This window comes from Candidatus Merdisoma sp. JLR.KK011 (assembly GCF_036941125.1).
In the GTDB taxonomy this organism is placed as follows: domain Bacteria; phylum Bacillota; class Clostridia; order Lachnospirales; family Lachnospiraceae; genus Laedolimicola.
Genome location: NZ_JAYWSZ010000003.1, coordinates 45,463 through 57,764 on the forward strand (window position 1 = coordinate 45,463; position 12,302 = coordinate 57,764).

Consider the following 12,302-nt stretch of genomic DNA (forward strand, 5'->3'; position numbering starts at 1 on the left):
AATCTTTATATTTTAAATTAAAAAAGGAAGGAGCTTCCTGTATAATTCAAGTATAGGGAATTCCAAGAAAGAAGGTTGAGAAAAAAATACCTCAGAGTAAAATAAGATTACTGACTTGCAGGTTAGTGAAAATCTTATTGAACAGAGAGGTATCTAAAATGAATTGTAACACACAAAACGCAAAAATTGCATCCATAACTGAAAAAACTTTGATTGTTGGAATCGATGTAGGAAGTGAAACCCACTATGCCAGGGCATTCGACTGGCGCAACTATGAATATACCAGAAAGCCACTGGAATTCAGTAACACAGAGACAGGGTTCCAGACATTCAAAGCATGGATGGAGGATATAGCGGCGAAACACGGTAAAACTGCTGTAATACCGGGTATGGAGCCGACAGGACATTACTGGTTTGCCCTGGGGAAATTCCTGCAGGACAGCGGGATGAGGCCTGTGCATGTGAATCCCCACCACGTGAAAAAATCAAAAGAACTGGATGACAACAACCCCAACAAAAATGACCGTAAAGACCCAAAGACGATCGCTGCGCTTGTCAACGAGGGACGGTTCTCGTACCCTTACATACCAACCGGTATCTATGCAGAGATCAGGAGCCTGTCAAACCTGCGCTTCCAGACGCAGGAGGAGCTCACGAGGATCAAGAACCGCCTGGCCAGATGGTTCGCCATCTACTTCCCTGAATATAAAGACGTTTATGGGGATTTGAAGGCGGTGAGCGGGAGGATGGTGCTGAAGGAGGCACCGCTGCCGGAGGACATCAGAAAACTGGGGGTGGAAGGTGTGAACCGGATATGGAGGAACGCAAAGCTCAGAGGCGCCGGAATGAAGAGGGCAAAGACCCTGGTATCGGCAGCGGGGCACAGCGTAGGAAGTAAGGAAGCACCGGGAGCGGCAAGGATGGAACTGAAGAACCTGCTCAACGACATGGATGTATATACCTCAAGGCTGGAGGAGCTTCTCGTGAAAATAGAGGAAAAGCTGAAAGAAATCCCATATGTTGATAAACTGATGGGAATTAAGGGGATCGGCCTGGCAACAGTCAGCGGATTCATTGCGGAGGTGGGAGACATTGGACGTTTTGACAACCCAAAGCAGTTACAGAAGCTGGCGGGATATGCGATTGTGGCGAATGATTCGGGGAAGCATAACGGCGAAAGCCGGATCAGTTACAGGGGAAGGAAACGCCTGAGGTATGTGCTGTATGAAGCAGCGATATCCTTGATTGGGAAGAATGCAGAGTTCAGGGCAATACATGAGTATTACCGGACACGTAAAGAAAACCCATTAAAGAAGATGCAGTCTGTCGTAGCGGTAGCGTGTAAGGTTCTGAGGGTATTCTACACGATACTGACAAAAGGTGTAGACTATGATGCCGGAAAACTGATGGGCGACATCAGGAGACCACAGATCCAGGCAGCGTAATAAACGAACATAAACCACAAGCAGGCAATGCCCTGTCATAGTTGGGTTGAACTTTCAAAAATTTTGATTGAGGGTTGAATCCAGCTGTGACAGGAAAGCTGGAAAGTATGGGGAACAATCCGGGAAAACGTCCACCGAAAGGTGCCGGTGAGGGAAGCATACGGGACAGGTCAGTAAGACTTATAACAAAGAATGAGCCGGTAGTCGGCAGGAATATTATCCATAGGGCATGACCCTGTAAAGGAGCTAAGCTGACACCCTGGTTATGGACAGGCGGGACGAAGGAAGTTAGGACCCGGCAGAGATGCTGGTGATCCTGGTAGACACGGGAGGTACGCTGCCGTAGAAGGAGGGGCATACACAAGGCCATGTAGAGCGGAAACGGAAGACGTTCTACTTTGTATACCCAACACCTCTATTTTCGTACCAGATACAAAGAAATGTCCATTATCTTGGCTCATTCATCTGAGATATATAACTAAAAAATCCTTGAAAAATAAGGAAAAAGACTTGACTAAATAGGGAGAGGATTATAATATTATTTTCAAATAGCTATAATCGGATATTATATAAAGCCGAGGTAGATATTCTGTGGAAAATTATAAGGTGTTTGATAAAAATATAATATTGGATACATGCTTAGAATTAAAAATTTATTTACAAGGAGATAAAAACAATGGTAAAAAAATTATTTAAAAATGTATTATTAATTAGTGCACTGTGCACTCTGTTCACAGGTTCAATTTTTGCAAAAGAACCAGATACTGCACCTGTAGATGAAGAAAGACAAGAATTTACAACGATTGAAGAGTCTATTTTAATACCAGAAAGCGAAATTGAAGTTGAACCTGATATAGCAGGCAGGTATGTAAATGGGATGGTTCTAGGGGATGGAGTAAGATTGCGTTCAGAACCTTCAACTTCTGCTCCTGTGCTGGAACTGATGTATTATGGCGAACCACTAATTGTCAGCCAGGCTTATGTGGCTCCTGGATGGATGAAAGTTCAACGTGTAAAGACTGGGCGTTGGGGTTATGTGTCTGACAAATATGTTTGGGAAGAATATATTGATTAATGTGTTGATTATAGTATTTAAAGAAAATTAGATGAAGCTAAATATGAAAGATGGGGCTGTTGTAATAGTTGAGCAGCTCCTTTTTTGTATTAAAGTTCTGGATATCAGCTGCTTTTTGAAGACATTGCAATTATTTAGAAAGATTTAAGGACATTAAGCATATCACTTTGTTTTGTATGTCCTCTGGCAGAGATTCTGATAAAAATATACGAATAAATATTTCAATATGCAGAGAAAATGATAGTTTAGCCTGAATTATTCACGGAACAGTATTTGAACTGATAACTGTACCATGAATCTGAAAATTGATCCTTGCAACCATAACATCACTCAATTAACCCGTCAAAAGGGCATAAAATCCCCGTGACAGAGTTCAGAGCAGTTGTTAAGCTGTCAAGGTTCGTTAATAGTTGCTATTCCAGCTGTACATTCAGCTTACCGATATTTGAAAGTGTCTCAGTGAATTCATTCTTATAAGGGCAGCTGCTACACAGCTTGAATATGATATATCTTGCTGAATGAATTACTTTTACAGAAATCTTCAGCAGTTTTAAACGGACAGTATCAATACGTTGCTTTCGCATATTTGCTGATAACGCCAATCGTCTAAACCAATTAAATATGTTATACGCAAGAGCGTGTATCTGAAGTCTGTTGGCATTTACCATTCTGGTATGACTGCTTACGGACGCGAAATCAAAACCGGATTTGCTTTCTTTGATGAAGTTTTCCATCAGCCCTCTCTTGCAGTAAAATTTGATGAGATACTCTGGGGAAGAATCCATGTTTGTGACAATAAATGTGTACATGTAAACCATCTGGTTTTCCGGTTTTTCAACTTTGCATACCACGCGCCTTTCATAAGGCCATGAACCTGCTTTGTACGTGAATTCACCATAAACTACCGCATAATCAACTTTATTATTCCTGGTGATCTCATCAAGCCCATCCACAAAATGAGATGCTTTTTCACGGAGAATGCCATTCTCTTTCAGCCGAATCACATAGCTTGTGCCATTTTCCTCACACTGCTTGTAAAGGTCAGGCGCAGCAAAACCGCTGTCACCCCGAAGCAGAATACGGATTTCCGGATAATCATCCAGGTATTCATCAAGTATCGGCTGCAGGAAGTCAACCACTCCGGTGCAGGAATACTGTGTTCCGTCACGAAGTTGGATTTTTATTAGATCTCCGGTCATTCCATCATAACAAACAAGTGGATGATAACCATTGCTTTGATAATGAAAATTAAAGGCGCAGCCTTCCTGTTTGCCGTATGCATCAAGAAGAGTGGAATCCAGATCCAGAATAACAGCCTGCGGCATCTGAATACTGTAAATTTTATTCCGAAGTATTCTGCCAATCGCAAGAAACTGGTTTAAGGTATCTTCATCCATACGGTTAAAGAATCTGGAAACAGTAGGCTGTGATGCAAGGGCATCTTTTTCAAGTATGAATTTGAATACGGGATCGTTTGTCAGTTCATCGGAATTATCATCTTCAAAATAACCGGCAATGATCATATAGATCATCAGGAGCAAGTTTTCCTGATCCGTATGATATCTGAATAATGCAGAATCATTGGTCTTGAAAGCTTTGCCTAATAGCTTATCAATCCCAAGTTTGCTTACGAATTCTTTGATGAGAAGCAAGCCTGCATCGGAGGATAAATCTCCTCCATCAAAATTTATTTTAATCTGTCTATTGCTTTCTAATGGTAAGGTGTTTACAATACTCATAAAGGGCTCCTTTTGTTGGTATTATTTGAGATTAGACACCTTAATTTTATCACAAGTGGATGCTCTTTTTTCATTCACTTGACAGGTGAAAAGCAATATTCAGTTAAAATACAGCAACTATGTGGCTTTCAGACACTTTCACGGCTGTGCCGTGAATAATCTAAGTTATATATATTATTTTATTTGCTATTTTGCAAAGTGCATCTATTTTAGTAGAAAGTATATGTGAGGCACAGTTTGTTAAAAGAATTGATGAAAATACAGTATCTAGCAGTTTATCTATTACGAATTCATTAGTTAGTATATTTTCTATAATAATTTTAGGAATCATTTCAAAAACAATAAAGGATTCAAACTTATTAATTTTCTTTGTTGCTGTTATACCGATGTATATACTTCTTTGGTACATAATTAGTAAATGGCGAAAAGCATATTCAATATGAAAAGAAAGGGAATCAAAGATGATAAAACTATCTATACCGGCAATGTTTAATGAAATCCAATTAGAAAAAATTGAACAGTTGAATAAGAACTCCACTAATAATCGTTACATAACAGAAATTTATGGTTCAATTCCAAAAGCTCCAGTAGGAACAATAAGACCAGCATTAACATTGCCAAATTTGGATACGGAAGAATTATTTCAATTTATTAAAAATACAAGGAAAAAAGGACTTGGATTTGCTTATATTATGAATTCAACAGTTTCTGATGGCAAAGAGTACACTATCGTTGGAAAGACTGAAATTATACGATTTATAGAGAAATTGGTAGATGCAGGAATTAGTAGCATTACTATAACAACCCCATTTTTAATAAGATTAGTAAAGAAGTATTTTCCAGAATTACGAATAGTAGCATCAATATGTGCTGAAATAGAGTCTGTACAAAAAGCACAGGATTTTGTTGATTTAGGGGTAGATTGTATAGTTCCGGCAAAAGACGTTAATAGAAATTTTAGTTTATTACGTCAGATGGTAGAATTGCCAATAGAAATAAAATTACTTGCAACAACTCCGTGTTTGTATAAGTGTAGTGATATATTTTATCATATGAATTTATCATCTGTAAGGGATAATGATCTAGAAAAAGGATTTGCGATACACGGAAAATTTTTGTCACATACAGCGAGTCGCTGCCAGAGAAGAAGATTGGAAAATCCTGTTGAATATATAAGATCGCCTTGGATTCGTCCAGAAGATTTGCAAGTGTATGAAAAGAATGGGATTTCTTTTTTTAAGCTAGATGGAAGAGATAAAACTTTAGAATATAATCTTGAAGTAGCTGAAGCATATATGAGGGGTAAATTTAACGGTAATTTAATGTATTTAATGCAAAATTACTTTCCTAAAAATATTAAAGAATTTCAACTATTAGGTAAAGATGATAGTAATTTTTGGCGTTTAGGCATTTATGTTGATAATAAGGCTTTGGATGGCTTTATCAATGCATTTGAATCGCTAAAAGTTAGTTGTGAAAAAGGATGTAGTAAGTGTAGTTACTGTCAGTTTTGGTCAGATAAGGTTATACAGTATGATGAAAAAAATACAAATAAATATCTTAATATGTTAAGAAAATGGGAAGATGATAGTTTAGATATCAATTTTGAAAGGTAATTTTTGAATGAGAAAGATTTATTTTTGTTTGCCAGATTACGCTCAAGAATATGAGATAAAACAGTTTATGAAAGAATTCTCTGACAATAAAGAATTTGTTATAGATGGATCGGCTGGATTGCAAGATGCAAAAGGAATTGCCTTATGGATAAATACTCTTGAAAAACGAAGAAAAAGTGATTTTTTTATAGATGGTTATGTTCCATCGACAGTATATTTAGCTTACAATCAAATTAAAGAGTTAGTGGGTATTGTAGACATCAGGAATTATCTGAATGATGCATTGTTATATTGTGGCGGACATATAGGATACAGTGTCCGGCCGTCTAAGAGAAATCAAGGATATGGCTGTTCTATTTTGTGGGAAGCATTAGAGATATGTAAGCGAGAAAATAAATTCCAAAAAGTATTGCTGACATGCAGTAGTGATAATATACCAAGTATTAAAATTATTATAAAAAATGGTGGGAAATATGAAAATGCGGTAGTTTATGACGGCAAAATGAAAAATAGATACTGGATTGACTTAATGCTTTAAACAATGATGAAATCAGTAATAGCGATTGGCGCTGATTAAGCAGTTACAACAATCAGTGCCAGGATAATATGGGGGATGAATATGAAAAAGCGTCTTAAGTCTTTACTTACAGTATTAGCAGTCCTTGCTGCAATTCCTCTTATTGATGTATATTATAGTGTTTCCAGGAATAGTGCGGAATATCTGACGGAAACGTTTTATGGACCATTTGTTTATCAAGATGAGGTTTATGTACGCTCCGATTTATTCACCTTTTCAAGGGAGAATGATACGGATGTATTAGATTTTATTCATAAGGATTTTTCCGATCTGTTTGCTGCAAAAAGATGGTTTCTCAAGGAAATGGAAGCATTGCCAGAACTGATTGGCGATGAAAATGATCCGGAATACAATTATTTAAAGGTGCGGATGGAAACAGATGAGTACGTTGCAAAAGCATCGGAACTTGAAAGAAGCGGAGCAATCAACCAGATTGTGGAGCAGTATGATGAATTTATACTTTGGGAATGTAAGGAAAAGCATTACAGCCTTAAAGAGTTGAAGCAAAGAGGAGTGGATGATGAATTTGAACTTCAGCGAGCTTCCCTGGATAAGCAGTATGTGAAGACGGTTTTAGAAGCCTATGAGAATACAGAGCTTCGCCAAGAAGATTTCCGGAGAGACAATGTTGTTTATCTGCTGCTGGCCGGAACTGTTGATATGTCGGATTTCCTAAGGGAGCATTTTCTGGGTGTGTACAGAGTTCCCGGAAGCTCTGAGGAGTATATAAAGCAGAATCCGCATTTTTATGTGGGCGTGTTGTTCTTAGAAAATGGGAAAATGTATTTTGGGAATTATGACAATGAGGTGGAGGGAGAGCTTAAGGAGGCTTTTTTGGAGAGTATTAAATTGATTTAGGAGTTGTAATTCCTGCAGAGACTGGCATGGGCTGCATTTGGAGGTTTTTGTATGCAAATTTGTTTTGCCATTAAACATGACATACTATATAATAAAGGTGTGTTGACAAAGCAGATTATACTGGGCTGTTTTAGAGAGCAGCGTATCATAATGAAAGGAGCAGCCAAATGAAGTATGCCGATCGGGTATCCGAAATAATAAATGCGTTTTCTCCGGAACCTTTAAAAATAGAGCAGATGGAGGATTTTTATTGTAAGAATACCATGGAATACCGTATGAGTGATAAGTATAGCTCACCTATGGAGGACATTTTTGATATCTGCCAGGATCCTAGAGAGCAGAATGCTTGTCTGCTTCTTGGGCATAGGGGTTGTGGGAAAAGCACAGAGCTGAATCGGATGTCCGAGGAGCTAAAGAAGAAAGGGTATCAGGTGAAAACCATTACCTGCAGTATGGACTTGGATCTGTTTAACATCGTGTATTCCGATCTTTTTATTTTAATGGGTGAGGCACTGTTAGAACTGGCAGATGAATCCGGCTGCAGGATGGATAGGGTACTCCTGGAAGAGATTGAGCATTTCTGGATAGAAGGTGAAGAGATTACTACCTCCCAGGAGATAACGGCAGCTTCCCTGGAAACAGGTATAACTGCAGAGACACCAGGAATTCTTGCAAAGGTTTTAAAACTGTTTGCAAAGATGAAAACGGATTTGAAGTTTAATGAGGAGACGCGGAAGGAATACCGGAATAAAATCAGTATCCGTTCCAGTGAATGGATTGAAATGCTGAGCCGTGTATCGGAGATGATAGCTGCGAAACTTGGAGGGAAGCGTCCTATTATTATTTTTGAGGATCTGGATAAGTTAAATCCCGAGGATGCCTGGAAGGTTTTTTATCACTATGCGGCCGTTCTTTCGGGAATGTCGTTTCCGGTTATTTATACCTTTCCCATTGGGCTTTCCTATGACGCTAGATTTTCAGCTATGGAGAGTTATTTTATAACAAAGACACTGCCTATGATTAAGATAGAAACCATTGAAGGACAGCCCTTTGAGGATGGAATTGCAGTGATACGGGAGATTGTAGAAAAGCGTACGGATCTAAAGCTGTTTGAGGACAAGGTGCTGGAAGAGCTGATTCTATATACAGGAGGCTCTTTAAGAGATCTGTTTCATGCTATCAATGCAGCAGCTAAGAGAGCGGAGCGCAGAAGCAGTGAAGTGATAGCCATGGAAGATGCCCGGCGCGCCCTTGAGGAGCTTAAGACCTCTCTCACAAGGAGGATTGAGAAAAAGGATTATGATTTCCTGCGGAACATTTACAGTGGAAATAAGGAATTGATAGAGGATAAGGAAATGCTTTTGCGGATGCTGCAGGCCTCGGTCGTACTTGAGTACAACGGCAAGCGGTGGCATAATGTTCATCCTCTGGTAATACGGTTCTTAAAGGAACAGGGGTTGTGAGGATGTCAGAGAGTAATCAAGAGGGGTATCAGACCTTAGGGTGGATTATCAATAAGTCAGAGCAGGGATTGTATCTGGCTGCTGCGCCTAAGAGTATTCAGGATGAAATAGTTAGAATATATCAATCTGGGCCGGTTGCAATCTATGATTACAAACAGCACCCAGGAGCGTATTCTTTTCAGAATTTGAGTAAATGGATAGCCTCTGTGCCAGAGAGCTCGACATTTCTGATTATGAATTTTCAGTTTGCTCTGCAGGAGGAGGAAGATTTCAAGCGTTTGAACTTCAGCAGAGATATGCTGGCAGGTCTGGGGAAGAACCTTGTGTTTGTTACAACTCCTTATGGGGATGATCAGCTTGCAGTGAGTGCTTATGATTTCTATTCCTTTGTAAAGCTTCGTGTTATATTCTATGAGTATGAATTTGAAAGAAAAGTTCAGGATGTAGATCTGCCTTTTAAGGGAAACATTCCCTTATTGGAACAGACAGGCGAGCCTAAGGAAGCAAAACAGCAGCTTCAAGAGACGTACTCCTTTATGGAACGGGCAGAAGAAGAGATGAGCAGGGGGCGGTATGACATAAGTGAAAGCCTTTTATTAAGGGCGAAGGAGGTTCGGGAGAAATTGTTAGGCGCTGCTCATATTGAAACGGCAGAAGTCTGTAGTGCATTAGCACATATATATCACTTGCAGGGAAAGTGGGCAGAAGCAGCAGGGCTTTATGAAGAAGCTCTGTCTGCAGCAGAAAAAATATTAGAAAAAAATCACCCTAAAATTGCAATGAATTATGATATTTTGGCTGGTTTATATAAGGAGCAGGGGAAATATAAAGCTTCCGAGCAGCTATATAAAAAGGCATTAGCAATAGAAGAAAAAATATTAGGCGAGAATCATCCTTATACTTCAGCAAGCTATAATAATCTGGCTAGTTTGTATGAAAAGCAGGGAAGATATTACGAGGCTGAGGAATTGTACAAAAAATCTCTTATCATCGATAAGAAAATATTGGGGGAAGATCATTCTGAAATTGCAGTAAGATACAATAATTTAGCCGGTTTGTATATGGAACAGGGAAGATACAAAGAAGCAGAGGAACTGTATAATAAATCGCTTCTGATAGATGAAAAAATATTGGGTGAAAATTGTTCGGAAACAGCAGTGAGTTATAGCAATTTGGCCAATTTGTATGAGATACAAAGAAAATATAAAGAAGCAGAGGAATTCTATAAAAAGGCTTTAGCTATAAATGAAGAAAATTTGGGAGAAAATCATCCTTATACTGCAACCTGTTATAATAATCTGGCTTTGCTTTACAGTAAACTGGGAAAGAAAAAAAAATCGGAAGAATTATATAAAAAGTCATTGTTGATAAGAGAAAAGGTATTAGGAGAGCATCATCCGGATACGGCATGGAGCTATAATAATCTGGCTGGTTTATATATGCAGCAGAGGATGGAAAAAGAGGCAGAAGAATTCTATAAGAAGTCTTTGGCAATACTGGAAGAGACATTAGGCGAACGACATCCAAGTATAGCTGTTAATTATGGTAATTTGGCTGTTTTATATAAAAATCAGGGAAAACTGACAGAAGCAGAAGAACTGGGCAGGAAGGCGTTGTCAATACAGGAAAAAATATTGGGAACAAATCATCCAAATACAATTCAAACGCGTAGCTTTTTAATGAATTTGAATAAATAAAGAAATGCTGGAACAAGCAGAAATAAGGGATTTTTAAGGGCTAAAGGTTCTATTTGATAACACTGGTAAAAAAAGCGATTATTCAAAGTGTGCCGATGGTTATTAGGTAGATAGAGGCCTAAAATCAGTAAAAGGTCTTACTGAATTGAGGAATATCAATTTGGCAGGATCTTTTTTGTGTCGGCAAGGCAGTTAATAAAAGCAGAACAGCGGATGCTATGCAAAATTATCTGATTTGCAAAGGACATGAAGTATCTTGGGAAAAGCAGGAGGTGATAGTGCAGATAACAGAGATGCGTATGGGGGTGAAGTTATGCTAAAGGTGTTGAAGAATGTTCTCTTGACAAGAAGGGGAAAAAGTGCCATAATAAATTAACCAAAAGGTTAATTTGGAAGGTGATATATTATTGAAAATAACATATACTAATAACAAAGTAAAAAAATACTTTGAGGATTATAATAGAATGCAAAAAAAGCTGCCTTTTGAGTGGGTGAAAACAGTAAAAAAGCATATGGATAGGCTAAAGGCAGCGGATTGCTTTGGTGATTTTTTGAAGTTGGGATTAGGAAGGCCAGAACAACTTGAGGGCTATGAACAAATTCGATATTCACTGCATGTGGCACCAAATGCTAGGTTGATTATTGAGCCAAATGCAACACAAGAAACAATTATGGTTTGTACAGAAATTGAAGTGGAAGGAGTAAGTGACTACCATGGAAGCAAAGAAAATTGGTATATCCCGTGATTTGATAATTCATCCAGGAGAAACAGTGGCTGACGTATTAGAGAACCGTGGGATCACTCAGGCAGAATTGGCATCGAGAACTGGTGTTTCCCAAGCTTATGTATGTAATGTGATTGCGGGAAAAAAAGGGATATCTGCGAATTTTGCAATGGGATTAGAATATGCCCTAGGGGTGCCAAAGTCATTTTGGTTAAACCTTCAGGCAAACTATGAAGCAGAACTTTTGGAGGCGAATGAGGAACAAACAATAACTGAGGAAGAGAGAATAGCAAGAGAGGAACTGAAAGATGTTGTAAAATATTTAAGACAAAAAGGAATGATGCCTATTCGAGAAAAGAAAGACGATTCCATTCTTTCTTTACGAAAAGCTTTACAAATCAGTAATATAGCAAATTTAAAGGAAATGATTCCTTGTGGAGTTTTTCGAATGGCTGCAAATAGAGCAGTAAATCCCTATGTGCTTGGGGCGTGGATTCGTTTGTGCCAAATTGCTGAAAATAATAAAATTATATCAACAAAATTTGATAAGAACTATACTACTGAACTAATAAATGAGATGAAATGCATTATGTGTCAGAAAGATGCAAAAATTCAGAAAGATATAAAAAGTATTATGGGGAAATATGGAATAGATTTTTCAGTTGCAAGGAATTTTAGAGGGGCGCCTGTGCAAGGATATATTTCCCAAAAAAGCGATGGGATATATCAGATGGTTTTAACTATAAGAGGTTCCTTTGCAGATATTTTTTGGTTTTCTCTGTTTCACGAAATAGGACATATTGTTAATGGAGATATAGGAAAAACTTTGAAATTTATAGATGATGGTAGTGATAATGTTAAAGAAATGGCAGCAGATCTCTTTGCTAGTAATATGCTTTTATCTCCTGCGAGTTATGATAAGTTTATTGAGAAGGGAGATTTTTCGATTGAAACAATTTGCAAATATGCTAGAACACAGAATGTGATGCCATATATTGTAATTGGCAGGTTGCAAAAAGAAAAGTATTTGGACTATAGTGCATATTCTAATTATAAATTGCGATATAAATGGGCAGATTAGAAAAACACAATATATTGTAATAATAA

Annotated in this window: 10 protein-coding genes; 9 read left to right on the forward strand and 1 reads right to left on the reverse strand. The window is 38.2% G+C overall.

What is annotated here, in order from left to right; all coding sequences use genetic code 11:
- The first annotated feature begins 158 nt into the window (after positions 1-158).
- Positions 159-1,445, forward strand: coding sequence for an IS110 family transposase (locus tag VV089_RS01105; protein ID WP_172543655.1), 1,287 nt, complete (start codon positions 159-161; stop codon positions 1,443-1,445).
- 676 nt (positions 1,446-2,121) lie between these two features.
- Positions 2,122-2,520, forward strand: coding sequence for an SH3 domain-containing protein (locus VV089_RS01110; protein WP_334334632.1), 399 nt, complete (start codon positions 2,122-2,124; stop codon positions 2,518-2,520).
- A gap of 413 nt (positions 2,521-2,933) precedes the next feature.
- Here VV089_RS01110 and VV089_RS01115 read toward each other — a convergent pair whose 3' ends face one another.
- Positions 2,934-4,259, reverse strand: coding sequence for an IS1380 family transposase (locus tag VV089_RS01115; protein WP_334334634.1), 1,326 nt, complete (start codon positions 4,257-4,259; stop codon positions 2,934-2,936).
- Between the two features lie 461 nt (positions 4,260-4,720).
- On the opposite strand from VV089_RS01115, the gene VV089_RS01120 reads away from it, so the two are divergent.
- From VV089_RS01120 to VV089_RS01150, 7 genes are all read left to right on the forward strand, one after another.
- Positions 4,721-5,875 (forward strand): U32 family peptidase, encoded by a 1,155-nt coding sequence (locus VV089_RS01120; RefSeq protein ID WP_334334636.1) that lies wholly within the window; start codon positions 4,721-4,723, stop codon positions 5,873-5,875.
- Positions 5,876-5,882: 7 nt separating this feature from the next.
- Positions 5,883-6,413 (forward strand): GNAT family N-acetyltransferase, encoded by a 531-nt coding sequence (locus VV089_RS01125; protein ID WP_334334638.1) that lies wholly within the window; start codon positions 5,883-5,885, stop codon positions 6,411-6,413.
- 81 nt (positions 6,414-6,494) lie between these two features.
- Complete coding sequence (locus tag VV089_RS01130; protein WP_334334640.1) at positions 6,495-7,310, forward strand: hypothetical protein; 816 nt, start codon at positions 6,495-6,497, stop codon at positions 7,308-7,310.
- Positions 7,311-7,477: 167 nt separating this feature from the next.
- Positions 7,478-8,773 (forward strand): P-loop NTPase fold protein, encoded by a 1,296-nt coding sequence (locus VV089_RS01135; RefSeq protein ID WP_334334642.1) that lies wholly within the window; start codon positions 7,478-7,480, stop codon positions 8,771-8,773.
- Between the two features lie 2 nt (positions 8,774-8,775).
- On the forward strand, positions 8,776-10,470 hold the full coding sequence (locus VV089_RS01140) for a tetratricopeptide repeat protein (protein WP_334334644.1): 1,695 nt from the start codon (positions 8,776-8,778) through the stop codon (positions 10,468-10,470).
- Between the two features lie 407 nt (positions 10,471-10,877).
- Positions 10,878-11,216 (forward strand): hypothetical protein, encoded by a 339-nt coding sequence (locus VV089_RS01145; RefSeq protein ID WP_334334646.1) that lies wholly within the window; start codon positions 10,878-10,880, stop codon positions 11,214-11,216.
- Positions 11,185-12,276: a HigA family addiction module antitoxin gene (locus VV089_RS01150; protein ID WP_172541458.1), complete on the forward strand. Its 1,092-nt coding sequence runs from the start codon at positions 11,185-11,187 to the stop codon at positions 12,274-12,276. Before VV089_RS01145 ends, VV089_RS01150 begins: the two co-directional genes overlap by 32 nt.
- Positions 12,277-12,302 lie beyond the last annotated feature (26 nt).

Excerpts from the sequence above, each read along its gene's own strand:
- VV089_RS01110 (WP_334334632.1), top strand. The coding sequence starts at position 2,122 with ATGGTAAAAAAATTATTTAAAAATGTATTATTAATTAGTGCACTGTGC.
- VV089_RS01140 (WP_334334644.1), top strand. The coding sequence starts at position 8,776 with ATGTCAGAGAGTAATCAAGAGGGGTATCAGACCTTAGGGTGGATTATC.
- VV089_RS01150 (WP_172541458.1), top strand. The coding sequence starts at position 11,185 with ATGGAAGCAAAGAAAATTGGTATATCCCGTGATTTGATAATTCATCCA.
- VV089_RS01130 (WP_334334640.1), top strand. The coding sequence starts at position 6,495 with ATGAAAAAGCGTCTTAAGTCTTTACTTACAGTATTAGCAGTCCTTGCT.
- VV089_RS01125 (WP_334334638.1), top strand. The coding sequence starts at position 5,883 with ATGAGAAAGATTTATTTTTGTTTGCCAGATTACGCTCAAGAATATGAG.
- VV089_RS01115 (WP_334334634.1), bottom strand. The coding sequence starts at position 4,259 with ATGAGTATTGTAAACACCTTACCATTAGAAAGCAATAGACAGATTAAA.
- VV089_RS01120 (WP_334334636.1), top strand. The coding sequence starts at position 4,721 with ATGATAAAACTATCTATACCGGCAATGTTTAATGAAATCCAATTAGAA.
- VV089_RS01105 (WP_172543655.1), top strand. The coding sequence starts at position 159 with ATGAATTGTAACACACAAAACGCAAAAATTGCATCCATAACTGAAAAA.
- VV089_RS01135 (WP_334334642.1), top strand. The coding sequence starts at position 7,478 with ATGAAGTATGCCGATCGGGTATCCGAAATAATAAATGCGTTTTCTCCG.